Annotated in this window: 17 protein-coding genes and 1 tRNA gene; 8 read left to right on the forward strand and 10 right to left on the reverse strand. The window is 69.1% G+C overall.

Translation table 11 applies throughout. The features are described from left to right. Positions 1 to 187: 187 nt before the first annotated feature. From E8M80_RS15790 to E8M80_RS15810, 5 genes are all read left to right on the forward strand, one after another. Entirely contained in the window at positions 188 to 3,229 is a 3,042-nt protein-coding gene (locus E8M80_RS15790; protein WP_137126670.1) for a BPTD_3080 family restriction endonuclease, read from the forward strand. A 36-nt stretch (positions 3,230 to 3,265) separates the two neighbouring features. Further along, positions 3,266 to 4,108, forward strand: coding sequence for a DNA damage-inducible protein D (dinD, locus tag E8M80_RS15795; RefSeq protein WP_137126671.1), 843 nt, complete (start codon positions 3,266 to 3,268; stop codon positions 4,106 to 4,108). A 418-nt stretch (positions 4,109 to 4,526) separates the two neighbouring features. Beyond that, positions 4,527 to 7,049: a site-specific DNA-methyltransferase gene (locus E8M80_RS15800; RefSeq protein WP_370287455.1), complete on the forward strand. Its 2,523-nt coding sequence runs from the start codon at positions 4,527 to 4,529 to the stop codon at positions 7,047 to 7,049. After that, positions 7,049 to 8,125, forward strand: coding sequence for a hypothetical protein (locus tag E8M80_RS15805; protein WP_137126673.1), 1,077 nt, complete (start codon positions 7,049 to 7,051; stop codon positions 8,123 to 8,125). The genes E8M80_RS15800 and E8M80_RS15805 overlap by 1 nt, the downstream gene beginning before the upstream one ends. Positions 8,126 to 8,128: 3 nt before the next feature. Continuing rightward, positions 8,129 to 10,192, forward strand: coding sequence for a UvrD-helicase domain-containing protein (locus E8M80_RS15810; protein WP_137126674.1), 2,064 nt, complete (start codon positions 8,129 to 8,131; stop codon positions 10,190 to 10,192). Between the two features lie 327 nt (positions 10,193 to 10,519). On the opposite strand, the gene E8M80_RS15815 is transcribed toward E8M80_RS15810, so the two are convergent. Next, positions 10,520 to 10,610, reverse strand: a tRNA-Ser gene (locus tag E8M80_RS15815). A gap of 106 nt (positions 10,611 to 10,716) precedes the next feature. Here E8M80_RS15815 and E8M80_RS15820 point away from each other — a divergent pair. From E8M80_RS15820 to E8M80_RS15830, 3 genes are all read left to right on the forward strand, one after another. After that, complete coding sequence (locus E8M80_RS15820) at positions 10,717 to 12,399, forward strand: NADH-ubiquinone oxidoreductase-F iron-sulfur binding region domain-containing protein (protein ID WP_206035646.1); 1,683 nt, start codon at positions 10,717 to 10,719, stop codon at positions 12,397 to 12,399. Continuing rightward, on the forward strand, positions 12,396 to 15,131 hold the full coding sequence (gene fdhF, locus E8M80_RS15825; RefSeq protein WP_137126676.1) for a formate dehydrogenase subunit alpha: 2,736 nt from the start codon (positions 12,396 to 12,398) through the stop codon (positions 15,129 to 15,131). Before E8M80_RS15820 ends, fdhF begins: the two co-directional genes overlap by 4 nt. A gap of 68 nt (positions 15,132 to 15,199) precedes the next feature. Continuing rightward, on the forward strand, positions 15,200 to 16,747 hold the full coding sequence (locus E8M80_RS15830) for an ABC transporter substrate-binding protein (RefSeq protein ID WP_137126677.1): 1,548 nt from the start codon (positions 15,200 to 15,202) through the stop codon (positions 16,745 to 16,747). A gap of 153 nt (positions 16,748 to 16,900) precedes the next feature. Here E8M80_RS15830 and E8M80_RS15835 read toward each other — a convergent pair whose 3' ends face one another. From E8M80_RS15835 to E8M80_RS15875, 9 genes are all read right to left on the reverse strand, one after another. Continuing rightward, on the reverse strand, positions 16,901 to 17,866 hold the full coding sequence (locus E8M80_RS15835) for an ABC transporter ATP-binding protein (protein WP_137126678.1): 966 nt from the start codon (positions 17,864 to 17,866) through the stop codon (positions 16,901 to 16,903). Further along, on the reverse strand, positions 17,863 to 18,840 hold the full coding sequence (locus tag E8M80_RS15840; RefSeq protein ID WP_137126679.1) for an ABC transporter ATP-binding protein: 978 nt from the start codon (positions 18,838 to 18,840) through the stop codon (positions 17,863 to 17,865). The genes E8M80_RS15835 and E8M80_RS15840 overlap by 4 nt, the downstream gene beginning before the upstream one ends. Continuing rightward, entirely contained in the window at positions 18,837 to 19,706 is an 870-nt protein-coding gene (locus tag E8M80_RS15845) for an ABC transporter permease (protein WP_137126680.1), read from the reverse strand. The genes E8M80_RS15840 and E8M80_RS15845 overlap by 4 nt, the downstream gene beginning before the upstream one ends. Beyond that, positions 19,703 to 20,620, reverse strand: a complete 918-nt coding sequence (locus E8M80_RS15850; RefSeq protein WP_137126681.1) for an ABC transporter permease — start codon at positions 20,618 to 20,620, stop codon at positions 19,703 to 19,705. Before E8M80_RS15850 ends, E8M80_RS15845 begins: the two co-directional genes overlap by 4 nt. A gap of 104 nt (positions 20,621 to 20,724) precedes the next feature. Continuing rightward, positions 20,725 to 21,399 (reverse strand): hypothetical protein, encoded by a 675-nt coding sequence (locus tag E8M80_RS15855; RefSeq protein WP_137126682.1) that lies wholly within the window; start codon positions 21,397 to 21,399, stop codon positions 20,725 to 20,727. 141 nt (positions 21,400 to 21,540) lie between these two features. Further along, positions 21,541 to 22,143: an ABC-type transport auxiliary lipoprotein family protein gene (locus tag E8M80_RS15860; protein ID WP_137126683.1), complete on the reverse strand. Its 603-nt coding sequence runs from the start codon at positions 22,141 to 22,143 to the stop codon at positions 21,541 to 21,543. A gap of 1 nt (position 22,144) precedes the next feature. Further along, positions 22,145 to 23,161, reverse strand: a complete 1,017-nt coding sequence (locus E8M80_RS15865) for an MlaD family protein (RefSeq protein WP_137126684.1) — start codon at positions 23,159 to 23,161, stop codon at positions 22,145 to 22,147. Position 23,162: 1 nt separating this feature from the next. Further along, a complete protein-coding gene (locus E8M80_RS15870; protein ID WP_137126685.1) occupies positions 23,163 to 23,960 on the reverse strand; it encodes an ABC transporter ATP-binding protein in 798 nt (265 codons plus the stop codon). Further along, the gene (locus E8M80_RS15875) at positions 23,960 to 25,054 is read right to left on the reverse strand and encodes an ABC transporter permease (RefSeq protein ID WP_137126686.1); all 1,095 of its coding nucleotides are present in this window, start codon (positions 25,052 to 25,054) and stop codon (positions 23,960 to 23,962) included. The genes E8M80_RS15870 and E8M80_RS15875 overlap by 1 nt, the downstream gene beginning before the upstream one ends. Positions 25,055 to 25,102 lie beyond the last annotated feature (48 nt).

Genomic DNA, 25,102 nt, shown 5'->3' on the forward strand with positions numbered 1-25,102 from the left:
AGCCGGAAGCCCCACCCTGCGGGGGTTGATTGAGCCATTTCCGGTGGACGTGGTCCCACGAGCCCGAAGGCAAGCGGCTCTGTTGATTACGCGCCGCTAAATTCGCCACTAAGTTGCTCGCCATGCTTGATCGAACCACTGGTTCCGGGAAAGATGTACTACAAGCAACCTAGGGGCCGCGCGGGGCATGGATTCGGAGTTCTTCAGCCGCCCAATCCTCAATTCGCCCTATGCGCCTCCGGCACGTCACTGGGAACTCGACTCGGATGGGCAACCAACCTCCCGGATCGTCGAGACCCGCCGACGGTCGGACCTGATCACACCGGTTCCGAAGCCAAAGCGTAGGAAGGGCAGCAAGGGCAAAGACCAGTCGCAATTTCTATTCGAAGACGCCGAAGGTCTTTCCTCCGCGACGCAGGAGTATAACCCGACCCCGATCATCAACGAGGTCCGCGGCTACGTCGAAACCTGGCGGAACTTGCCGAACCCCGACCAGTGGGGCGTCACCCCAGAGACCGCGCGCCTGCTCCAGCACTGGCGTCACCACCAGTTCCAGGGTGTACGCCCCTTCTTCTGCCAGGTTGAGGCGGTCGAGACGGCGATCTGGCTTGCCGAGGTCGCGTCGAAGCCGAACTCCCGATACGGCAAGTTCCTTGACCACCTGAAGCGCGCCAACGCGCAGGCCAACCCCGAACTGATGCGCATCGCGCTGAAGCTCGCGACGGGGGCGGGCAAAACCACCGTCATGGCCATGCTCATCGCGTGGCAGACGGTCAACGCGGTCCGCCAGCCGAACAGCAAGACCTTCTCGCGCGGCTTCCTGATCGTCGCGCCGGGCATCACCATCCGGGATCGCCTGCGCGTCCTGCAGCCCAACGATCCCGACAGCTACTTCCGGGAACGCGAGATCGTCCCGCAGGACATGCTTGGCGACATCGCACGCGCCAAAATCGTCATCACCAACTACCACGCCTTCAAGCTGCGCGAGCGCATCGACGTCGCAAAGGGCACGCGCTCGGCGCTGGAAGGCTGGCGCGAGGAGAAGCTCCAGACGCTCGAAACCGAAGGGCAGATGCTCCAACGCGTGATGCCCGACCTCATGGGCTTCAAGAACATCGTCGTGCTGAACGACGAAGCGCACCACTGCTACCGAGAGCGCGTGTCGGACGAAGATGACGATCTGAAGGGCGACGAGAAGGAAGAGGCGAAAGAGAACAACGAGGCCGCGCGCCTGTGGATCAGCGGCCTGGAAGCCGTCAAGCGGAAGCTCGGCCTCGCCAATGTCTACGACCTCTCCGCGACACCCTTCTTCCTGCGCGGCTCCGGCTATGCCGAAGGCACGCTGTTCCCGTGGACGATGTCGGACTTCTCGCTGATGGACGCGATCGAATGCGGCATCGTGAAGCTGCCGCGCGTGCCCGTCTCTTCGAATGTGAATGACGGCACCATGCCGGTGTTCCGGAATCTCTGGGACCACATCGGCAAGGCGATGCCGAAGAAGGGCCGCGGCACCGGCCAGGCCGCCGATCCGCAGAAGCTGCCAACCTACCTCATCACGGCGCTGCAGGCGCTCTACGGCCATTACAAGCAGACCTACGATCTTTGGCAGGAGAAGGGCATCCGGATCCCGCCCGTGTTCATCATCGTCTGCAACAACACGGCGACGTCGGAGCTGATCTACCGCTACATCTCCGGCTACGAGCTAAGCGATGCCGAGGGCGGCGCGAGCTTCCAGCAGGGTGCGCTCGAGCTGTTCCGCAACTACGACGAGTATGGGAATCGCCTCGCCCGACCCAACACCATCCTCGTGGATAGCGCGCAGCTCGAATCCGGCGAAGCGCTGGACAAGGACTTCCGCGCCATGGCCGCGGATGAGATCGAGCGATTCCGCAAGGAGATGGTCGAGCGCAGCGGTGACATCCGCGCCGGTGAGACGATCGACGACGCCACCCTGCTGCGCGAGGTCATGAACACCGTCGGCAAGCCTGGCCGCCTGGGCGAGCAGGTCCGCTGCGTGGTGTCCGTCTCCATGCTGACGGAAGGGTGGGACGCGAACACCGTCACGCACATCCTCGGTGTGCGCGCCTTCGGCACGCAGCTTCTGTGCGAGCAGGTTGTCGGCCGCGCCCTTCGGCGCCAGTCCTACGAGCTGAATGACCAGGACCTGTTCAACGTCGAATACGCCGACATCCTCGGCATTCCCTTCGACTTCACCGCGAAGCCGGTCGTGGCGCCCCCGGCTCCGCCACGGGAGACGGTGCGCGTCCATGCCGTGCGACCGGACCGTGATGCGCTGGAGATCACCTTCCCTCGGGTCGAGGGCTACCGCGTCGAACTGCCCGAGCAGCGCCTGGAGGCACAGTTCAAGCCCGACCATGTGCTGGAGCTGACGCCGGAACTGGTCGGCGCTACCCGCACGCGCAACCAGGGCATCATCGGAGAAGCCGCGGACCTCACGCTCGACCATCTGGACGAGGTGCGGGACTCCACGGTGCTGTTCCACCTGACGCGGCACCTGCTCTACCGCACCTACCGCGAGACGGGCGAGGAGCCGAAGCTGCATCTCTTCGGGCAGATGAAGCGCATCGTCCGGCAATGGATCGATGGCGGCTACCTTCGCTGCATCGGTGGTACGTTCCCCGCGCAGCTCCTCTACATGGAGCTGGCGGAGATGGCGGCCAACAAGATCAAGGACGCCATCACCGAGTCCCTCGTCGGCGAGAAGCCGGTGCTGGCGATCCTGGACCCCTACAACCCCACTGGCTCGACCCGCTTCGTGAACTTCACCACCTCCAAGGCGACGCGGTGGGAAGCACGCCCCGACCGCAGCCACATCAACTGGGTCGTCTGCGACAGCGATTGGGAAGCCGAGTTCTGCCGCGTGGCCGAGAACCACCCGCGCGTCCTGGCCTATGCGAAGAACCAGGGCCTCGGCTTCGAGGTGCCGTACCTGCTCGGCACGCAGTCCCGCCACTACCGCCCGGACTTCATCCTGCGCGTGGATGACGGGCGCGAGGACCCGCTGAACCTGATCGTCGAGGTGAAGGGGTATCGCGGCGAGGATGCGAAGGAAAAGGCGAACACGATGCGCGCCTTCTGGGTGCCGGGCGTCAACAACCTCGGCAGCCATGGCCGCTGGGCGTTCGCCGAGTTCACCGCGGTCTATGAGATGGAGGACGAGTTCGCCTCGCTGCTCGCCGCCTTCACGGCCGAATCGGTGCTGGTCTGATACCCTGAACGACTTTCCTGCCCCCGGAGATTACCTTTGGACCGCCAAGTCATCCTGCAGCTGACTGAAACATTCGAAGGCCATGCGCAGCAGACCGACTCCGGCGTGGAGTATTGGCTGGCACGGGACCTCCAGGTGCTGCTCGGCTACGCGAACTGGGTCAATTTCCAGAACGTCCTGGGCAAGGCGCGGACGGCCTGTGAGGTCTCGGAGCACGACCCGGCGGACCATTTTGCTGAGGTCAGCAAAATGGTCGAACTCGGGTCCGGCGCGCAGCGCGAGATCGACGACGTCATGCTCACCCGCTTCGCCTGCTACTTGGTGGCGCAGAATGGCGACCCGAGCAAACCGGAAATCGCCTTCGCGCAATCCTACTTCGCGATCCAGACGCGCCGCGCCGAACTGATCGAGCAGCGGATCCTGGAAGCCGAACGCCTGACAGCGCGCCGCAAGCTGACGAGCACCGAGAAGGACCTGTCCCGCGTGATCTATGAGCAGACCGGCGGCAATCAGGATTTCGCCCTGATCCGCAGCAAGGGCGACCAGGCGCTGTTCGGCCGGTCTACCCAGGCGATGAAGGCGCAATGGAAGGTGCCGGACAGCCGGCCGCTGGCGGATTTCGCGCCCACCATCATCCTGAAGGCGAAGGACTTCGCCACCGAGATCACCATCTTCAACGCCCGCGCCCATGGCATGGCGAGCGAAGCGCGGATCGCGGCCGAACACACGACCAACAATCAGGCTGTGCGCAACACCCTGCTGGGTCGCGGCATTCGCCCCGAGGCGCTTCCGCCCGCAGAGGACATCAGGAAGGTCGAGCGGCGCCTCGCCTCTGATGAGCGAAAGACGCAAAGCAAGCCCAAGCGGCTGGACGACTGACCCGATGGCCAAGCAGCCCCTGGAAATCACATCGCTCAAGCACGACGCCACGCGCCGCAACATCCCGACCGCGGAGCTGGAGACGGTGATGCGGGCGGAGGACAAGTCGCCCATCCGGCTCGCCTATGAACGGCGGAACCGCGACCTCGACCCGCAGCTCGTCTGGCGCGGCAAGGATGAGCAGGACTGGTCGGACCTGATCGTGCAGGCGCCGCCGCTCTACATCCAGGAGAAGGTGCACCCGCAGGCGCTGATCGAGGACATCAAGCGGCGCAGCAAGGCGAAGCCGGCGGCGGCGGCGATGCCGGACCTCTTCGCTGACTTCAACGGACTGAAGGACGCGGAGGCCGCGACCGAGTTCTATCAGCACGACCAGCACTGGTCGAACCGCATGATCTTGGGCGACAGCCTGAGCGTGATGGCATCGCTGGCGGAACGCGAGGGGCTGCGCGGGCAGGTGCAGTGCATCTATTTCGACCCGCCCTACGGCATCAAGTTCAACAGCAATTTCCAATGGAGCACCACCAGCCGCGACGTGAAGGACGGCGACCGCAGCCATGTGACGCGGGAGCCGGAGCAGGTGCGTGCCTTCCGCGACACCTGGCGCGACGGGATCCACTCCTATCTGACCTATCTGCGGGACCGGCTGACGGTGGCGCGCGACCTGTTGCACGAGAGCGGCAGCATCTTCGTGCAGATTGGCGAAGAAAATCTGCACCTCATTCGATCAATTCTTGACGAAATATTCGGCCCCGCAAATTTTATCACCAATCTCATTATAAGAAAAACAGGGTCACACAGTGATGATTTTGTGGGCTCATCGGTCGATTATGTTGTCTGGTATTCGAAAGATCGTCGAAAGGCAAAATTTCGCCAGCTGCATGCACAGCAGATTTTGCCACCAATAGACGAAGATTACTATGTAAATATTCTTCTGCCCGACGGAATTCGACGCCGCATGACCAAAGAGGAGCGTCTTCGGCAGGTTAGTTTGCCCAAGGGAAGTGTAATTTTCCGATATGGACCTATCACTGGGCAAGGGCCATCGAAGAATGACGAAACGATTCATTTCCGGGGTGTAGCATACCCCCCGAAAGAAAAGCGGCATTGGTCCACCAGCACTTTGGGTATGTATCGTGTAATTCGTGCGGACAGAATGCTTCAAATCGGGAGCGATATCGCATGGGATCTGCGATGGGACGAAGTTCCGAAGAAACTGAACAATATATGGGAAGATACGCAGTCTGGTGGCTTTGGTGATCAGAAGCGCTACGTTGTAGAGACTACGCCTGTAGTCATTGAACGCTGCGTTCTGATGGTGACTGATCCAGGCGATCTCGTTTTGGACCCCACCTGCGGCTCGGGGACCACCGCCTATGTCGCCGAGCAGTGGGGCCGCCGCTGGATCACCATCGACACCTCGCGCGTTTCGCTGGCGCTCGCCCGCTCGCGCCTCATGGGCGCGCGCTACCCCTACTACCTCCTGGCCGACAGTCCCGAGGGCCAGCGCAAGGAAGCCGAGGTCACCCGCACCGCGCCGAAGACCGCGCCCACCGCTGGCCGGCTGCGCCTCGGCTTTGTCTATGAGCGCGTGCCCCACATCACGCTGAAATCCATCGCCAGCAACGCCGAGATCGACGTGGTCTGGGAGCAGGCGCAGACGGTGCTGGAGCCGCTTCGCGCCGCGCTCAATGCCGCGCTCGGAAAGTCCTGGGAAGAATGGCAGATCCCGCGCGAGGCCGGGGACCCCTGGCACGCCGAGGCGGCCAAGACCTGGGAAGAACTTCGCCTCGTCCAGGACAAGCCCACCGAGGCCGCTGTGCTGCTACAGAAGCTCAACAAGCAGCTCGGCCGCAGCTACACCCTTGCCGCCCTGCCGGAGGCGCCGCGCGATCCCTGGTCGGCCGAGCCCACGCGCCTGCATGCCGAATGGTGGAAGGCGCGCATCGCCCGGCAGAAGGAGATCGACGCCTCGATCGCCGCCAAGGCCGATGTCGAATACCTCTACGACAAGCCCTATGAGGACCGCGGGCGCATCCGCGTCGCGGGCCCCTTCACGGTGGAGAGCCTCTCGCCCCACCGCGCGCTGACCGTGGACTGGAACGACGAGCTGGTGGACCCGCAGCGCCCCAAGGGCGTGAAGGGCATGGCGGAGGGGCAGGCGGCGATCAAGCGCGACTTCGCCGCCATGATTATCGAGAACCTGCGTAGCGCCGGCGTGCAGCAGGCCGACAAGGCGGACCATATCCGCTTCACCAGCCTGGTCGGCTGGCCCGGCGCACTGATCTGCGCCGAAGGGCGATACATGGAAGGCGAGCAGGAACGCCGCGCGGGCATCCTGATCGGCCCCGAATTCGGCACGCTGACCCGCCCGGACCTGGTGGCAGCAGCGCGCGAGGCAGCCGATGCCGGCTTCGATGCACTGATCGCCTGCGCCTTTGCCTATGACGCCCACTCGGCCGAGTTCGACCGGCTCGGGCGGGTGCGCGTGCTGCGCGCCCGCATGAACCCGGACCTGCACATGGCGCAGGATCTGAAGGCGACGGGCAAGGGGAACCTCTTCGTCATCTTCGGCGAGCCCGACATCAAGATCGAGCCGCAGAAGGACGGGCAGCTGCGGGTGCGCATCAAGGGCGTGGACGTGTTCAAGCCGCAGACCGGCGAGGTCGAAAGCGAGGGCACGGACAAGATCGCCCTCTGGATGATCGACACCGACTACAACGAGGAAAGCTTCTTCGTCCGCCACGCCTACTTCCTCGGAGCGAACGACCCTTACAAGGCGCTGAAGACCACGCTGAAGGCCGAGGTCGACGAGGCGGCGTGGAGCAGCCTGAACAGCGACGTCTCCTACCCCTTCCCGAAGCCGGCGAAAGGGCGGATCGCGGTGAAGGTGATCAATCACCTCGGGGATGAGGTGATGAAGGTGTTCGCGGTGGCCTGATGGCGGTCCCCTACGACCTCACCTGCTGGTACCTGAATGACCGCCGTATCATGGAACTGGTGGGGCCAGGGGCCCTCGACTGCGGCGGTGGTGGGTCACCGTCTCGCGACCCTCACCTGGACCGGCTTCGGCGCCTGCGGGACTTGAAGGACGCCGCCATCGACTGGATGCAGGCCGCCAAGCCCTCACCCCTCGGCGTGCTTCTCACGACGGGTGCCGCCGACGCCGGAAGGGCTTTCACCCATCTCGGGCTCTTTGGCTTCAAGGGCCTGAACAAGTACGACGCGGCTCGGCAAAGTGGACGGTCCGCACCGGTCCCAGTCGCCTATTCCAAGCTCGATCCTTGGATGCCGAATGGGAAGGTCACCTGCGACTACTATCCAGAACACCTGACGTCGGTGTCAGCATGGGGTGAGCTATCAGGGCAGAAGCGAAAGTTCTTTCTGGGCGTGATTCAGGACGTTGCGAACGGAGGCATTCGGGCGATCCCGTACCTGTTTGCCGATGTGGTTGAGAACCAACTTCGCGGGCAGATCTTGAGCTCCGGCGCCTGGTCGAGCCATCTCGAAATCCACATCGATCAGATCGACTCATTTGCGCGTGTTTCCGAGGTTCCTCTCGAACGCACGCGGGCCGCTCTCGACAGTCTGAGGGCCGTTCCGGAGCGGCAGATCAAGGAAGCGATCGCCGATATTCTGGGTGAGCCTAACGTCCCGAAAGACTGGGGCGGCGAGTCGTCAGACCTTTTCAGCAGCAGGGTTACGATCGACGGGAATCGGGCATCCACCGCCTTCCTGCTGAAGGGGCCCGCGAATTTCAGGCCGATGACGATGGCTGAGCTCGGAAGCAATGGCGATCAAATCCAGAGGCTCTTCACAGAGCCGGCCGAGCTCCTTGTCCTTCAGCATTGCCACGAGGTCACTTCGGCCGTTCGCACGATGATGCGGGCGTTCGCACAGCAGATGGGCAATCCAAGGCGTTTCGCGATTATCGATGGCTACGACACGATCCGGCTCCTCACGGCATACGGGAAGTGCGGCTTTGGTCCCGCGGCCTCAGGGCATGATGGAGCCTGATCGATGGAATTCCGCATCGCCGACAGCTTCACCGCCAGTCTCGCGAAACTCACCGCGGCCGAGCAGAAGGCGGTGAAGACCACCGCGTTCGATCTGCAGATGGATGCCTCGGCGCCGGGGCTATCGTTCCATAAGGTGGATCGGGCGAAGGATCCGAATTTCTGGTCGGTTCGCGTCAATGCCGACATCCGCCTGATCGTGCATCGCACCGGGTCGAGCCTGCTGCTGGCCTATGTGGATCATCACGACAAAGCCTATCGCTGGGCTGAGCGGCGAAAGATCGAACGCCACCCGACGACCGGCGCCATGCAGCTGGTGGAGATCCGGGAGCGAGTCGAGGAGTTGCCCCCCGTCACTCCCGCGACGGCAGCCGCGTCCGTCGGTCCGAAGCTCTTCGCCTCGCTGCGCAAGCTCGAGCTCATGGCCATGGGCGTCCCCGAGGAGTGGGTCGAGGACGTCCGTGCGCTCACCGAGGACACGCTGTTCAACGTGCTGGGCCACCTGCCGCAGGAAGCACAGGAAGCCCTGTTGCGGTTGGCGGTGGGCGAGAAGCCACCGGCGCCGCAGCCCGCCCCTGTCAGCGCCGACCCATTTGCGCACCCGGACGCACAGCGTCGGTTCCGGGTGCTGCATGACGTGGAGGAGTTGCGGCGGGCCTTCGACTACCCGTGGGATCGCTGGGCCGTGTTCCTGCATCCCTCACAGCGGGAGGTGGTGGAGCGGCGCTACGCAGGGCCGGCCCGCGTGACCGGCTCTGCCGGAACGGGCAAGACGATCGTCGCGCTGCATCGCGCCGCCTATCTGGCCCGAAGCAACCCTAAGGCCCGTGTCCTGCTTGCCACCTTTTCCAAGCCACTGGCACGCGCGTTGGCGGGCCGCTTGGAAAGCCTTGTCGGCGGAGAGCCGGCAGTGGCGGCGCGCATCGCGGTCCAGCCGATGACCGGCGCAGCCTACGATCTCTACACTGAGGCGTTCGGGCAGCCCAACATCGCTTCCGCCGCCATCGTCCAGGGGTTGCTCCGCAAGGCGAGCCAGGAGTCCGGCGTCGCCGCCCCACAGCCGTTCCTGATCGCCGAGTGGAATGAGGTCGTGGACGCGCAGCAGACGCGGTCGTGGGAGGCGTATCGCGATGCGCCGCGCCTGGGGCGGAAGACGCGCCTCGGCGAAAAACAACGTCAGGCGCTCTGGAACGTATTTGCTGCCGTCCAGTCGGGGCTCTCGGCGCAGAAGCTGGTGACCTGGGCCGAGGTCTTCGCGCGCCTGGCAGAGCGGGCCCGGGCCGGCAAAGCGCCTGCTTACGACCATGTCGTGGTCGATGAGGCCCAGGACCTGGGCATGCCCGAGGCGCGGTTCTTGGCGGCGATGGCGGGTGACAGGCCGGACGGCTTGTTCTTCACCGGCGACCTTGGGCAGCGGATCTTCCAGCAACCTTTCTCGTGGAAGGCCCTCGGGATCGATGTGCGCGGGCGATCCATCAGCCTCAGGATCAACTACCGGACCTCTCACCAGATCAGAACCCAGGCCGACCGGCTGCTGCCCGGCAGCGTTTCTGACGTTGATGGGCTGAAGGAGGGGCGGCGCGGGACCGTGTCGCTCTTCGATGGGCCCGAGCCGGCCGTCCGGCTGTTCCCGGATGACGTTGCAGAGAGCAAGGCCGTCGGCGCTTGGGTCGCGGACAGGCTGCGCGACGGGTGCGCGCCCGAGGAAATTGGACTTCTTGTGCGCTCGGCCGCCGAGCTTCCAAGGGCCCGAGCGGCGGCGAAGGCCGCCGGTGCCAAGGCGACGGAGTTCGACGAGAAGGTCGAGACGGTACCCGGCGCGGTCTGCATCAGCCCAATGCACCTGGCGAAGGGCCTCGAGTTCAGAGCCGTCGCGGTCATGGCTTGCGACGATGAGGTGCTGCCTTTGCAGGAACGCGTTGAGGCCGTCACCGACGAGGGGGACCTGCAGGAAGTCTACGAGACGGAACGGCATCTGCTGTACGTCGCATGTACCCGGGCGCGGGATCATCTTTGGGTCTCGGGTGTGCAGCCCGAGTCGGAATTCCTGCGCGACATGGCGGATTGATGGGGGGCGTGGCAGCGCGAAGTGGCCGAGGATCTGTTCTGCTTCGTGAGGCCCGTACCTCTGGTTCGCGCGCGAAGTACGGATTTCGGGCAAGTGGGGTTCGAACCGCAGCAGGTGCCGACCGCGCTGAAACCGGCCTTTGACCTAGATTTTTGGGGTCCGTACTAAATCGGCCAAGTCAGCAGGTCCGGAGAGAAATGGCCTCCGGAGAGCGATTTTCGGCCGTCTCCGCGCCGGGCCAGTCAACAGGTCTGGCCCAAAAACCCCAGGAAACCTGCCACTCAGCGGGGCGTCCGATCAGGCGGAGAGCATGGCTCGTATGGGAACTGGCGGACAGGGTGGGATTCGAACCCACGATACGCTTTTGACGTATACGCACTTTCCAGGCGCGCGCCTTCGACCGCTCGGCCACCTGTCCACGGGCGGCGGACCATAGTCACGGCCGGACCCGGACGCAAGCAAGCGGCGCCACCCGATCTGCCCCACCGTTGCCATCCCGCGCCATGGGGCCGAGTATGCCCCGCATGGCAGCAGAACCGCCGGCAACGGAGGCGGCGCGAAGGGCGCGGGCGCCCCGGCCGGGACCTCGCGGCAGGACCGTCGCCCCTGCCGCACGCGACGCCGTCGCCGCCACCCTCGGCGACCTGCCGCTGCGGCGCGACCTGCTGATCGAGCACCTCCACGCGCTGCAGGACCGCCACGGCGCCCTGCGGCCGGATCACCTCGTGGCACTTGCCGACCTGCTCGGCCTCGCGCCCGTCGAGGCCTTCGAGACTGCCACCTTCTACCATCATTTCGACGCGCTCCCGGCGGACGGGCCGCCGCCGCCGCCCGTGACCATCCGTGTCTGCGAAGGCCTGCCCTGCGTCCTGGCCGGCGGCGAGGCACTGTTGGCGACACTGCGCGCCACCCCGCCCGGCGCCGCGCGCATCCTGGCCGCGCCCTGCATGGGCGGCTGCGACACGGCGCCCTGCTGCGCCGCCGCCAGCGGCCCGGCGCAGGCGCATCTTCCGTCTGCCACGTCCGCGCGCGTCGTCGCCGCCTTCGCGCAGGGTGTCCCGCTGCCGCCCTCCGCGCCGCCGCGACGGCCGCCGCCCTTCCACCGGCTCGCCGCGCTGCGGGAAGGTCACCTGAACCGGGACGCGATGCTCGCTGCCCTCGACGCGTCTGGCCTCCGCGGCATGGGCGGCGCCGGCTTCCCTGTCGCGCGGAAGTGGCGCGCCGTGATGGCCGCACCCGCCCCGCGCCACCTGGTGGTCAATGCCGACGAGGGCGAGCCCGGCACCTTCAAGGACCGCTGGATCCTGGACCGCGAGCCCTGGCGTTTCCTCGAAGGGATGCTCCTCGCGGCCGAGGCGATCGACGCCGAGGCCTGCTGGATCTACCTCCGCGACGAATACCCCGAGGCCCGGCGCCTGCTGGTCCAGGCGCTCGCCGCGCTCGACGCCGACGGCGTCGCGCGCCGGCCAATCCACCTCCGCCGCGGCGCCGGCGCCTATGTCTGCGGGGAGGAGACGGCGCTGCTGGAAAGCCTGGAGGGCCGCCGCGGCTATCCACGCCACAAGCCCCCCTTCCCGGGGGAGCGCGGTCTCTTCGGCCGCCCCACGCTGATCCACAACGTCGAGACGCTGTGGTGGCTCCCGGAGGTGCTGGCCGCGCCCGAAGCCTATGCCGCCGCGGGCCGCAACGGTCAGGCGGGCGAGCGCCTGTTCAGCCTCTCGGGCCGCGTGCGGCGGCCGGGCGTCTACCGCGCGCCGATCGGCATCACAGCACGCGACCTGATCGAGGACTTCGGCGGCGGCATGCCGGGCGACCATCGCCTCGCCGCCTACCTGCCGGGCGGTGCCTCCGGCGGCATCCTGCCCGCGTCCATGGCCGACCTGCCGCTCGGCTTCGGCACGCTGGAGACCCACGGCTGCTTTGTCGGATCCGGTGCCGTGATCGTGCTGTCCGACCAGGACGACCTGGCCGAGGCGGCGCGCAACCTGCTGCGCTTCTTCCGCGACGAATCCTGCGGCCAGTGCACGCCGTGCCGCGTCGGCACGCAGAAGGCGGTGCACCTGCTCGATGCGCCGCGCTGGGACCGCGCGCTGCTGGCGGAGCTTTCGCAGGCCATGGCCGACGGCTCGATCTGCGGCCTTGGCCAGGCGGCGATGAACCCCGTGCTTTCCCTGCTGCGCCACTTCCCGGAGGAGGCCGCGCCATGACGCGCTTCCTTCTAGACGGGCGCGCGGTCGAGGCCGGTCCGGAGGAGACGATCTGGACGGTCGCGCAGCGCGAAGGCGTGGCGATCCCGCATCTCTGCCATCGCCCGGAACCCGGCTACCGCCCCGACGGCAATTGCCGCGCCTGCCTGGTGGAGGTGGAGGGCGAGCGCACGCTCGCCGCGTCCTGCATCCGCACGCCACGTGACGGCATGGTGGTGCGCACCGCGACGCCGCGCGCCGAGAGCGCGCGACGCATGGTGTTCGAACTCCTGCTGGCCGACATGCCGGGGCCGGAGGGTCGCGACGCGACGGCGCCCTTCGCGCGCTGGGCGGCGCGGCTCGGCGTCACGCGGTCCCGCTTCGCGGCCGATGCCCGGCCGCCACCGGACCTCTCGCATCCCGCCATGGCCGTTGCGCTCGATGCCTGCATCGTCTGCGGCCTCTGCGAACGCGCCTGCCGGGAGGTGCAACACAATGACGTGATCGGGCTCGCGCATCGCGGCGCGGCGGTCACGGTCGCCTTCGACCTGATGGACCCGATGGGCGCTTCCTCCTGCGTCGGCTGCGGGGAATGCGTGCAGGCTTGCCCGACGGGCGCGCTGCTGCCGAAATCGGTGCTCGACGCGCACGGCCATCGCGCGGCGGAAGCGGCGGAGGAGGTCGCGAGCGTCTGCCCCTATTGCGGCGTCGGCTGCCAGGTGGGCTTCCGCGTGCGCGGCAACCGCATCGAGGAGGTGGTCGGCCGCGACGGCCCGGCCAATCGCGGCCGGCTCTGCGTCAAGGGCCGCTTCGGCTTCGACTACCTGGCGCATCCCGACCGCCTCACACAACCGCTGGTCCGGATCGACGGCGCGGCGAAGGACCCCGCCGACTGCCTCGACCCCGCCCGCGCGCGAAGCAAGTTCCGCGCGGCGTCGTGGGAGGAGGCGATGGGCCGCGCCGCGCAGGGGCTTCTCGGCATCCGCGACGGCGTGGGGCCGGACGCGCTGGCAGGCTTCGGCAGCGCCAAGGGCTCGAACGAGGAGGCGTACCTGTTCCAGAAGCTGGTCCGCACCGGCTTCGGCACGAACAATGTCGACCACTGCACGCGGCTCTGCCACGCGGCCTCGGTCACCGCGCTGCTGGAGGGCATCGGCAGCGGCGCCGTCACCGCGCCCTTCACGGCGGTCGCCGATGCCGACGTGATCTTCCTGATCGGCGCACGCCCGACCGAGAACCACCCCGTCGCCGCCACCTTCATCAAGCAGGCGGCGGCGCGCGGCGCCACGCTGGTCATCGCCGACCCGCGCGGCAGCGACCTCGACCGCCACGCCACCGAGGTGCTGCGCTTCGCGCCCGGGGAGGATGTCGCGCTGCTCAACGCCATGCTGCACGTGATCCTGGGGGAGAACCTGCACGATGCCGCCTTCGTCGCCGCGCGCGTCGAGGGGCTGGAGCGGCTGCGCGCGCATGTCGCATCCTACGCGCCCGAGGCGGTGGAGACGCGCTGCGGCGTGCCGGCGGGGCAGATCCGCCGCGTTGCGCGGCGCTATGCACAATCTCCGGCCGCGCTGACGCTCTGGGGCATGGGCATCTCGCAATCGGTGCACGGCACCGAGAATGCGCGCGCGCTGATCGCACTGGCGTTGGTCTGCGGCCATGTCGGGAAGCGCGGCGCCGGGCTGCATCCGCTGCGCGGCCAGAACAACGTGCAGGGCGCGTCCGATGCGGGGCTGATCCCGATGATGCTGCCCGACTACCATCGCGTGGACGACGCCACGGCCCTCGCGGCGATGGAGGCGCTCTGGGGCGCCGCCCTCGATCCGCGCCCGGGCCTGACCGTGGTCGAGATCCTGGACGCCGCTGAACGCGGTGACATCCGCGGCATGTATGTGATGGGCGAGAACCCGGCCATGTCGGACCCCGACCTGGCCCATGCGCGCGCGGCGCTGGCCCGGCTCGACCACTTGGTGGTGCAGGACCTGTTCCTGACCGAGACCGCGGCACTGGCCGACGTGATCCTGCCGGCCTCCGCCTGGCCGGAGAAGGACGGCACCGTCACCAACAGCAACCGCACCGTGCAGATGGGCCGCGTCGCGACGGCGCCGCCGGGGGAGGCGCGGCAGGACCTCGCGATCATCGTCGATCTCGCGCGCCGCCTCGGCCTGCCCTGGCGCTACGCGCATCCGCGCGAGGTCTTCGCCGAGATGGCCGCTGCCATGCCGAGCCTTGCCAACATCACCTGGGAGCGGCTGGGTCGCGAGGGCGCCGTCACCTATCCCTGCCCGTCGCCGGATGCGCCGGGACAGGAGATCGTGTTCGCCGACCACTTCCCGACACCGGACGGCCGCGCGCGCCTGGTGCCCGCCGGCCCCGGCGACGCAGCCGAGGTGCCGGACGCCGCCTTCCCCTTCATCCTGACCACCGGGCGCGAGCTCGAGCACTGGCACACCGGCACCATGACGCGGCGCGCGGGCGTGCTCGATGCGCTGGAGCCTTCGGCCAGCGTCTCCCTCGCGCCGCAGGAGCTGCGCCGCCTCGGCCTGGCGCCGGGCGCGCGCGTGCGCGTGACCACGCGACGGGGCGCGCTGGAATGCGCGGCGCGCGCCGACCCCGACCTGCCCTCGGGCCTCGTCTTCCTGCCCTTCGCCTTCCGCGAGGCGGCGGCGAACCTGCTAACCGACCCGCACCTGGACCCCGAGGGCAAAATCCCAGGATTCAAGCTCTGCGCGGCCCGCGTCGAGCCGGCGTGAACAGCCGAGGCTTGCCGGCGGGGCCGCGCCGTCCCTAGGCTTCAACCCACAGAACGGGAGACACCGACATGACCATCAGGCGCAGGCTCCTCGGCCAGGGCATCGCGGCGGCGACGGGCGCGCTCGCACTCCCCGGAATCCTCGTCCGCCCGGCGGCGGCGCAGCGCAGCGCCGACACGCTGCGCATCGCCTTCCGCGACGCGGTGCCCAACGTGGACCCGTACTTCAACAGCCAGCGCACCGGGCTCATCATCGGCCATCAGGCCTTCGACGGGCTGGTGCACCGCGACCCGGCCACCTTCCGCATCGTCCCCGCGCTCGCGACCGAATGGCGCTGGGTGAACCCGACGACGCTCGACTTCACGCTGCGCCAGGGCGTGAAGTTCCACGACGGCAGCGCCTTCGGGCCGGATGACGTGGTCTACACGATCAACACCGTGGCCGACCCGAACAGCCGCGTCGCAACGCCGTCCAACTACGCCTGGATCCAGGGCGCGGAGAAGACCGGCGACTGGACGGTGCGCCTGACGATGAAGCGGCCGACGCCGGCGGCGCTGGAATACGCCGCCCTGGTCATGCCGATCTGGCCGAAGGCGTATCGGGAACGCGTGGGCGCTGAGGGCTTCTCCCGCGCGCCGATCGGCACCGGCCCCTATCGCTTCACGAAGGTGGACGTGTCGAGCGGCGTCGAGTTCGAACGCTTCGACGATTATTACCAGGGCGGGCCGAAGGGCCGGCCGGCGATCCGCAAGCTGACCGCGCGCTACATCGGCGACGCGGCGACGGAGCTGACCGAGTTGCTCGGCCAGCGCGTCGACTGGATCTGGAACATGAACCCGGACCAGATCGCCAACGTGAACCGCCTGCCCTACCTGCAGGCGACGCGGCAGGAATCGATGCGCGTCGGCTTCCTCAACCTGGATGCCGCCGGGCGCAGCGGCGCCGGCAACCCGATGACGAAGCTCGAGGCGCGGCGCGCCGTCTGGCACGCCATCGACCGCAAGGCGATCGCCGAGCGCCTGGTCGGCGGCGGGTCCCGCGTGCCGGACGCGCCCTGCTTTCCGTCCCAATTCGGCTGCAACGGCTCGGCCGCCATGACCTACGACTACAACCCGGCCAAGGCGCGCGAGTTGCTGGCACAGGCGGGCTACCCGAATGGCTTCGACATCGAGCTGACCTCCTATGTCCAGCCGCGGCAGTGGTCGGAGGCGGTGCAGAACTACCTGCGCGCCGTCGGCATCCGCGCCAACCTCAACCTCATGCAGGTGGCGGCGCAGATCCAGCGCTCGCAGCGCGGCGAGCTGGCGATGCAGATGGGCTCCTGGGGGTCCTACTCGATCAACGACGTCTCGGCGATCATGCCGAACTACTTCGCGGGCGGCGGCGACGACTACGCGCGCGATGCGGAGATGACGCGGCTGATCAACGAGGGCGGCTCGACGGCAGACGAGGAAGCGCGCAAGACGGCCTACGATGCCGCGATCAAGCGCGCGACCGAGCAGGCCTACTGGCTGCCGCTGCACACCTACGTCTCGGTCTTCGGCTTCCAGAAGCAGCTCGAATTCCCGACCTTCCCGGACGAGCTGCCGCGCTTCTACCTCGCGAAGTGGAAGTGAGGGTGGGGGGGGAAGGGAACTTCTCCCCCCAAAACCCCCCTCAACCTTCTTTGTCACTTGGCGCCCGACCTCCCGGGACCTGCGCCAAAGGACAAAGAAGGGAGGGGGCTCGGGGGAGGTTCCCCTCCCCCGACCTGCGGCATCCGCCCGGCCTCAGGCCGCCCGCTCGACCAGGTGGCATTCTGCGAGGCCCACGGCATCGCGAAGCGTGGGCGGCGCCGCGACCGAGCACTTCGCCACCGCCACCGGGCAGCGCGGGTGGAAGCGGCAGCCCGGCGGGATGTTCGCCGGGTCCGGCATCGCATCCCCCAGCCCGACATCCGGCACGCCGAGCCCCGGCTCCGGCGTCAGCACCGAAGCGAGCAGCGCCTTCGTGTACGGATGGCGCGGCGTGGCGAACAGCGTCTCGCTCTCGGCGCGCTCGACGATGCGGCCGAGATACATCACCGCCACCTCGCTCGCGATGTGCTCGACCACCGCCAGGTTGTGGCTGATGAACAGGTAGGTCAGGCCGAGATCGCGGCGCAGCTCCGCCAGCAGGTTCAGGATCTGCGCCTGCACCGACACGTCGAGCGCGCTGGTGGGTTCGTCGCAGACCACGATGCGCGGGCGCAGCACGAGGGCGCGCGCGATGGCCACGCGCTGGCGCTGCCCGCCCGAGAGCTGCGCCGGGAAGCGCACGCCCTGGTCCTTCGACAGGCCGACGCGCTCCAGCGCCTCGGCCACGCGGCGGTCGACATCCGCGCCGGCGATGTTGCCCTGCGCGATCAGCGGCATGGCGACGATGTCGCGCACGCGTCGCTTCGGGTTCAGCGAAGCGAAGGGGTCCTGGAACACCGGCTGGATGAGCCGCGCACGGGCACGCCGGTCCATGCCCGACAGCCGCTGCCCGTCCACCAGCACGTCGCCGGCGGTGGGCGGCAGCAGGCCGAGGATCAGCCGCGCCAGCGTCGATTTCCCGCAGCCGCTTTCCCCCACCACGCCGAGCACGCTGCCCGCAGGCACGGCGAAGGAGACGTCGTCCACCGCGATCACGCGCTTGGGCGGGGCGAAAAGCCCCTGGCGGACGCGGAACTCGCGCTTCAGGCCGCGCACCTCGATCGCCGCGGTCCCGCTCATGCCGCCGCCGCCCCGCCCCAGCGGGGTTCGAGGACGCAGAGCACCTCATGCCCGCCGCCCGCGTCACGGCGCGGAATGGTGCCGGCGCAGGCGGGCGTCGCCATGGCGCAGCGGTCGCGGAAGCCGCATCCGGCGAAGCCCGGCTGGATGCGGGGCACCACGCCAGGGATGCTGCCCAGCGGCTCGTCGCGCTTCACCTTGCCCGGCACCGGCACGCAACTCAGGAGGCCGCGCGTGTAGGGGTGGTCGGGCGCGGTGAACAATGCGGCGGTCGGCGCGCTCTCGACCACCTCCCCCGCATACATGACCGAGACGCGGTCGGCGACGCGCGCCACGATGCCGAGGTCGTGCGTGATGAGCAGGATGCCGAGGCCGAGGTCCTTCTGCAGCCCAGCCAGCAACCGCAGGATCTGCGCCTGCACCGTCACGTCGAGCGCCGTGGTCGGCTCGTCCGCGATCAGCAGTTCGGGGTCGCACATCAGCGCCATGGCGATCATCACGCGCTGGCGCAGCCCGCCCGACAATTGATGCGGGAACTGGCCGAGCCGCAGCCCGGGCGCGGTGATGCCGACGCGCGCCAGCAGTTCGGCCGCGCGGTCGACCGCCTGCGCGCGCGGCGTGCCGCGGTGCCGGCGCAGCACCTCGGTCATCTGCGATCCGACGGTATAGGCCGGGTTCAGGCTCGTCATCGGCTCCTGGAAGATCATCGCCATGCGGTCGCCGCGCAGGCGCGACATGTCGCGTTCGCCGAAGCGGCCGATCTCCTGGCCTGCGAAGCGCAGTGCCGTCGTCTCGCGACGGGACCCCTTGGGCAGCAGCCCCATGACGGACAGCGCGGTGATGGACTTGCCGCAGCCGCTCTCGCCCACCAGGCAATGCGTCTCGCCCTTGTTGACCGTGAGGGAGGCGCCGCGCACGGCGGCCGTGCTGCCGATCGTCACGCGCAGCCCTTCGATCTCCAGCAGCGCGCTCATCGGCTGAGGTCGGTGCCCATCATGTCGCGCAGCGCGTCGCCCAGCAGGTTCACGCCAAGCACCAGCACGAACAGCGCCGCGCCGGGGATGATGATGACCCAGGGCGTGAAGAACATGTATTCCTTGGCTTCCGAGATCATCAGCCCCCAGGACGGCAGCGGCGCCGGCACGCCGAGGCCAAGGAAGGACAGCGCGGCCTCCAGCAGGATCGCCAGCGCCATCTCGAGCGTCGCGACGACCGCGAGATGCGTCGCGATGTTGGGCAGTACCTCGCGCGTCAGCACCCACCAGCGGGAGACGCCGGCGCACCAGGCGGCGGCGACGTAGTCGAGGTTGCGGATCTGCATGGTGGTGGACCGCGCGACCACCGCGAAGCGGTCCCACAGCAGCAGCCCCAGCACCAGCACCACCAGCATGAAGGAAGACCCGCGCAGCGCGGCAACGGCCAGCGCCACCAGCACCGCCGGGATCGACAGGCGGGTGGTGATGGCGAAGACCACCGCGTCGTCGATCTTGCCGCCGTAGAATCCGCCCAGCACGCCCAGCGTGATGCCGATGACGCCCGAGGTGATGACGGTCAGCACCCCGATCACCATCGAGATGCGCGCCCCGTAGATCAGGCGCGAGAAATAGTCCCGCCCTAGCTGGTCCGTGCCGAGGAAGTTGCGCGGATCGCCCCCTTCCATGAAGGACGGCGGCACCAGCCGACGCTCGAGGTCGATCGCGAAGGGGTCGTAGGGCACGATCCAGGGCGCCAGCAGCGCGACGATGGCGCAGAAGCCGACGATGCCCGCGCCGACCAGGAAGCCCCAGTTGCCGAGCAGCGTCCGCCGCCCGCCCCCCGCCGTGGTCGCGATGGTGGTCATGACGTGCGCAGCCGCGGGTCGAGCACGGCATTCAGCAGGTCTGCCAGCAGCGTCAGCGCGATATAGAGCAGCGCGAGGACCAGCACGACCGCCTGCACGACGGGGAAGTCGTTCTTGCTGATGCTCTCCCACGCCAGGTAGCCGACGCCGTGCAGGGCGAAGACCGTCTCGATCACGATCGAGCCCCCGAGCATGAAGCCAAGCTGCACCGCCGCGATGGACACGACCGGGATGGCGGCGTTGCGGAAGCCATGCTTGACCAGGATCGACAGGCGCGACAGCCCCTTGGCGCGCGCCGTGCGGATGTAGTCCGACGCCAGCGCCTCGATCATGCCCGACCGCGTGAGGCGCGTGAGCGACGGGATGGCCGAGAAGGCCAGCACCACGCCCGGCATGACGAAATGCTCCCAGGACCCGGTGCCCGAGATCGGCAGCCACGCCAGCTGCAGCCCGAACACGACCATCAGCACGAGGCCGAGCCAGAAGGACGGCATGGCCTGGCCGACCAGCGCCACCATCGTGACCGCCCGGTCCACCCAGGTCCCTTCCCGCACCGCTGCCAGGATGCCGAGCGGCAGCGAGACGACCAGCGCGATCGCGAGCCCGACAAGCCCGAGCGTCAGCGTCACCGGCATGCGCGCCGCGATCAGGTTGGCGACGCGGTCGCGGAAGAAGTAGCTCTCGCCGAAATCGCCCTGCACGGCGCGGCCGAGCCAGTCGAGGTACTGCACGTGCAGCGGGCGGTTGAGGCCGTAGGCCTCCCGGATCGTCTCGATGTCCTGCTGCGTCGCGTTCGGCCCCGCGATCGAGATGGCGAGGTCGCCTGAGATGCGCGTGAGCAGGAAGGCGAGCGTCAGGACCGTCAGCGCGACGAGGACCGCGACCGCGAAGCGTCGGAGGAAGAAGCGCAGCATGTCGTGGGAAGCCTAGGCAGGCATGGTGCGCCGCGGCAAGGCCCGGACGCGAAAAGGGGCGGCCCCCGCGGTGCCGCCCCATCCGGTCTGCGCCGAAGCGCCGCCTATTGCAGCGGCAGCGTCACGTTCACGACCTCGCAGAGGTTCACGTTCCGCCGTTCCTGCGGCTGGCCGCCGTCGTAGACGAAGCGGATGTCGTACATGCAGGGGCCCTCGGGCAGGCGCACCGGGAAGACCGCGCCGGGCGCCACGGTGTCGGCGCCGAGCCGGTCGGGGCCCCAGTTGTTGTCGGTGGTGAGCGAGGCGAAGACCTGCATCACCGTCCGCTGGCCCTGGTTCACCAGGTTGAAGGACGGGTTGCCCGTCGGCCCGCCCTGCGGCGGCCGCGCCTGCTGCTGCGGCGCGCCCTGCTGCGGCCCGCCCTGCTGCGCGCGGCTGCCGTCGAAGGTGAGGTCGCGGACGTTGCAGAGGTTGATGTTGCGCCGTTCCTCGGCCGGGCCGCCCTGCTGGTCGTAGACCACGCGCACGTCATAGAGGCACTGGCCCTGCGGCAGGCGAACCACGAAGGACCGCCCGGCCGGCACGACATTCTGGCCAAGCCGGTCCTGCCCCCAGGTATTGTCCGTGGTGGGCGACGCGTAGGCCTCGTAGATCACCCGGGAACTGCGGTTGACCAGGTTGAAGGACGGGTCGCCTGTCTGGGCGAGCGCGCCGGCGGCGAAGCCGCCGAACGCCATGAAAGCCGCAGCGGCGGCGGTCGCCACGCGTCGCATCAGCATGGGGTCGCTCCTCCTCGCAAGTGCCGGGCAGGGCGCCCGTCCGTTCCGCCCGTGAGGCTAGCCGAGTGGGCGGCGCCGCGCCAACCACCCAAGGTGCCGAGGTGTGATCCCGGTGCGAATCGCTTCAGAGGGGCCGCCGCGTCAGGCGAAGCGGGCCAGCGCCTGTTCGAGCGAGGCGAGCGCATTGCCGAGCGCCGCCGTCATCGCCGCCGCCGCCTGCTCGGGCGTCGGCTCGGCGGTGCCGGCGGCGAGCGGCGCCGTGCCGCTGCTGACCAGCTGCCCGACCAGCCGGCTGCCGTTGCGTTCGTCGACCAGCAGCAGCGTCATCTCGGCCCGCGCCCGGCCTTCGCCCTGGACGGCCGCGAGGCCCGTGAGATCGCCCTCCAGCACGAAGTCGGGCGTGACGCGCGAGCCCGGCGCCAGGATCGCCGCGAACAGCCGCGAATCGAGCAGCCAGCGGCGCAGCGCCTGCTCCGCCGCCTCGGCCGGCGGCGCCGCCCATTCGGCGTAGAAGTCCAGGAACTCGGTCCCGTCGGGTCGGATGGTGCGGAGGCTGCGCACGTCCAGCCCCGCGCCGGCGCGGATCGTGCGCACCAGCAGCGTGCGCCGGCCCCGCCCGCTGCGCGGCGCCGCGTCCCGCCGCGGCTCGAGCGGAAAGCGCCGCGTCTCGACATAGGGCCGGTCGGGCAGCACGGAACAGCCGGCCAGCAGCGGCAGCGCGAGGAGAAGGCGGCGGTCCATCATGTCATCGGCGCTCCCGGGGCGGTGGTGGCGGCGCGCCGAACAGGGACTGGGACGGGCTGCGGCGCAGCGCCTCGGCGGTGTCGCGCAGGCTCGAGACGGTCGCGCGCAGGTCGCGCAGCAGCGGGCCCAGATCCGCCTGCGCGTCCGCGGTGGTGCCGCGCACGGTGCGCAGCGCCAGTTCCAGGGATTGCAGCACGGCCGGCAGGCGCGCGATCGCCACGCGCAGGTCGGCCGCCGCCTGGCCGACATTGCCCGCGGCACCGGCCACCTCCTCCGACCCGAGCAGCGCCTGCGCCGCCTCGCCCGCCGCGCCGACTGTGCGCGCCGCGCCGCGGATGTCGTTCACCGCCTCCCGCAGCGCGACCATGGTGGCCGAGGCCTCGCGCAGCGCGACGGACAGGTCGCCCTGCCCGCGCAGCTGGCCGCGGACGTCGTTCATCATGCCGGTCGCGGCCTCGATCAGCGCCTCGATGTCGAGGCCCGCGAGCTGCGTCATCAGCCGCTCGGCCGCGCTCGTGACCTGCGTGATGGTGGAGGGGACCGAGGGAATGACCTGGAAGGTCGGCGTCCAGGGCACCTCGATCGGCGGCGCGCGCTCGGGGTCGGTGAAGTCGATCTCGAGATAGGCAAGGCCGGTCACGCCGGACGACGCGATGCGCACGCGCAGCCCCGCCGCGACCGCGGTCTCGACCGAGGTGCGGCCGTAGCGTTCGGGATCGACCGCGAAGCGCAGCAGCACGAGCCGCGCCGTCGTGTCGTCGGGGCCCTGCGCCGTCGCGCCGTAGACGACCGAGACGAGGCCGAGCTCCGTCACGCGCCCGACCGGCACGCCGCGGAAGCGCACGGGCGCGCCAACATCGAGGCCGGCCACGGATTCGCGGATGTAGGTCTCGAAGATCTGCTGCTGCCCGCCCAGCCGGCCGGCCGTGAAGTACAGCACGAAGCCGAACGCCAGGCCGAGGCCCGCAAGCACCAGAACGCCCACGCGGAGATAGAGGCTGCGTCCGGCCTGCGGCATGTCAGATCGCCTCCCGCCGGAAGAAGGCGCGGACGGTCCGGTTGTCGCTATCCTCCCGCAGCCTGCGCGGGTCGCCCTCGGCGATCATGCCCTGCGCGTCCTTGTCGAGCATGATGCAACGGTCGCCGATCGCGAGGATCGACTGCAGTTCGTGCGTCACCACGACGAAGGTCGCTCCCGTGTCACGTGCGATGTCCTTGATCAGTGCGTCGAGCCCGGCCGAGGTGATGGGGTCGAGCCCGGCCGAGGGCTCGTCGAGGAACAGCAGCGGCGGGTCGAGCGCCATGGCGCGCGCGATCCCCGCCCGCTTCGCCATGCCGCCCGAGATCTCGGCCGGCAGGCGGCCGGCCGCGTCGCCGAGCCCCACGAGACCGAGCTTCGATCGCGCCAGGGCTTCGCGGGCCGGCCGGGGCAGGTCGGTATGTTCCTCCAGCGGCAGCTCCACGTTCTGCGCCAGGGTCATGCTCCCGAACAGGGCGCCCGATTGCCACATCACGCCAAGCCGCCGCAAGAGCGCCCTGCGGTCGGCGCCCTTCGTGGCCGCCAGCTCCTCGCCCAGCAGCCAGGCCCGGCCGGCGGCCATCGGCACGAGGCCGATCAGCGTCTTGAGCAGCGTGGATTTGCCGCAACCCGAGCCGCCGAGGATCACGAAGATCTCACCGCGCCGGACCTCGAAGGTGACGCCCTTGAAGATCGTCCGGGCGCCGAAGCGGACCGCGACGTCCTCGACCCGGATCACCGGTTCGGCCGAGGTCCCCGCACCCGCCGCGGGCGCCGCCGTGCCGCTGTCGGGCGCCATCAGATGCCGAGCCGGTAGAACAGCACGGCAAAGATGCCATCCATCACGACGATTGCGACGATGCCGCCGACCACGGCGGCCGTCGCGGCATCGCCCACCGCGCGCGGGCCGCGCCCGGCCGTCAGCCCCGCGCGGCAGCCGATGCCCGCGATGACCGCGCCGAAGCACCCGGCCTTGAACAGGCCGCCCGCCAGGTCCTGCAACGTCAGCCACTGCTGCAGCTGCACCGAGACCGCCGCCCAGGGAAAGCCGAAGCCCGCCATGATCACGGTCATGCCGGCAAGTCCCGCCAGGCTCATCAGCATGGCGAGCACCGGCATCGCGAGCGTTGCCGCGATCAGGCGCGGCAGCACCAGCATGGAGGCCGGGTCGATGCCCATGACGCGGAGCGCGTCGACCTCCTCGTTCACCGTCATGGTGCCGAGCTCGGCGGCGAAGGCCGAGCCGGTCCGCCCCGCCAGCACCACGCCGGCCAGCAGCGGCCCGAGTTCGCGGAGCAGCGCGATGCCGACGAGGTTGGGCACGAAGATCTCGGCGCCGAAGCGGCGCAGCGGGATGGCCGACTGGAAGGCGAGGATGACGCCGATCAGGAAGCCGAGTAGCGCCGTGAGCCCGAAGGCGCGCGTCCCGACCTCATCGAGGTGGCGCATCAGGTCGGCCCAGCGCAGCAGCCGCGGATGACGCAGCGTCCGCAGGACGATGACCACGGATTCGCCCAGGAACGCGACCCGCGCGAGCGCGCCGCGCAGGCGTTGCACCGTGGCACGCCCGACCGCCGTGATCGGCAGGAAGCGCCGCGACACCGGCGGGGCGGGCGGGGCGGCGGCGAGCGCGGCCCGGGTCCGCTCCAGGACCGGCGCGATCTGCGGGGCCGCGCCCTCGACCTTCGCGTCCGGCGCCGCGGTCAGCAACAGGACCGCCCCCGCCGAATCGAGCGCCTCGAGGTCGGAGAGGTCGAGCACCACGACCGGCGCGTCCGCGGCCGCGCGAATCGTGGCGGTCCAGGCTCGCGCGGCCGCGGCCACGTCCAGCCGTCCACTCGCGCGAAGCACCTTGCCCCCGGCTTCGTCGCTCACCGCGACCTCGGCCGTCATCGCACCCGGGCTCCCATCCATGCCGGCTTGTGGCCTCATCGCGGAGAA

Source organism: Roseomonas sp. HF4, from assembly GCF_005222755.1.
GTDB lineage: Bacteria > Pseudomonadota > Alphaproteobacteria > Acetobacterales > Acetobacteraceae > Neoroseomonas.

Excerpts from the sequence above, each read along its gene's own strand:
- E8M80_RS15830 (WP_137126677.1), top strand. The coding sequence starts at position 15,200 with ATGACCATCAGGCGCAGGCTCCTCGGCCAGGGCATCGCGGCGGCGACG.
- E8M80_RS15800 (WP_370287455.1), top strand. The coding sequence starts at position 4,527 with ATGGCATCGCTGGCGGAACGCGAGGGGCTGCGCGGGCAGGTGCAGTGC.
- E8M80_RS15810 (WP_137126674.1), top strand. The coding sequence starts at position 8,129 with ATGGAATTCCGCATCGCCGACAGCTTCACCGCCAGTCTCGCGAAACTC.
- E8M80_RS15840 (WP_137126679.1), bottom strand. The coding sequence starts at position 18,840 with ATGAGCGCGCTGCTGGAGATCGAAGGGCTGCGCGTGACGATCGGCAGC.
- E8M80_RS15850 (WP_137126681.1), bottom strand. The coding sequence starts at position 20,620 with ATGCTGCGCTTCTTCCTCCGACGCTTCGCGGTCGCGGTCCTCGTCGCG.
- fdhF (WP_137126676.1), top strand. The coding sequence starts at position 12,396 with ATGACGCGCTTCCTTCTAGACGGGCGCGCGGTCGAGGCCGGTCCGGAG.
- E8M80_RS15835 (WP_137126678.1), bottom strand. The coding sequence starts at position 17,866 with ATGAGCGGGACCGCGGCGATCGAGGTGCGCGGCCTGAAGCGCGAGTTC.
- E8M80_RS15870 (WP_137126685.1), bottom strand. The coding sequence starts at position 23,960 with ATGGCGCCCGACAGCGGCACGGCGGCGCCCGCGGCGGGTGCGGGGACC.
- E8M80_RS15865 (WP_137126684.1), bottom strand. The coding sequence starts at position 23,161 with ATGCCGCAGGCCGGACGCAGCCTCTATCTCCGCGTGGGCGTTCTGGTG.
- E8M80_RS15805 (WP_137126673.1), top strand. The coding sequence starts at position 7,049 with ATGGCGGTCCCCTACGACCTCACCTGCTGGTACCTGAATGACCGCCGT.
- E8M80_RS15820 (WP_206035646.1), top strand. The coding sequence starts at position 10,717 with ATGGCAGCAGAACCGCCGGCAACGGAGGCGGCGCGAAGGGCGCGGGCG.
- E8M80_RS15875 (WP_137126686.1), bottom strand. The coding sequence starts at position 25,054 with ATGACGGCCGAGGTCGCGGTGAGCGACGAAGCCGGGGGCAAGGTGCTT.
- E8M80_RS15855 (WP_137126682.1), bottom strand. The coding sequence starts at position 21,399 with ATGCTGATGCGACGCGTGGCGACCGCCGCCGCTGCGGCTTTCATGGCG.
- E8M80_RS15860 (WP_137126683.1), bottom strand. The coding sequence starts at position 22,143 with ATGATGGACCGCCGCCTTCTCCTCGCGCTGCCGCTGCTGGCCGGCTGT.
- E8M80_RS15790 (WP_137126670.1), top strand. The coding sequence starts at position 188 with ATGGATTCGGAGTTCTTCAGCCGCCCAATCCTCAATTCGCCCTATGCG.
- E8M80_RS15845 (WP_137126680.1), bottom strand. The coding sequence starts at position 19,706 with ATGACCACCATCGCGACCACGGCGGGGGGCGGGCGGCGGACGCTGCTC.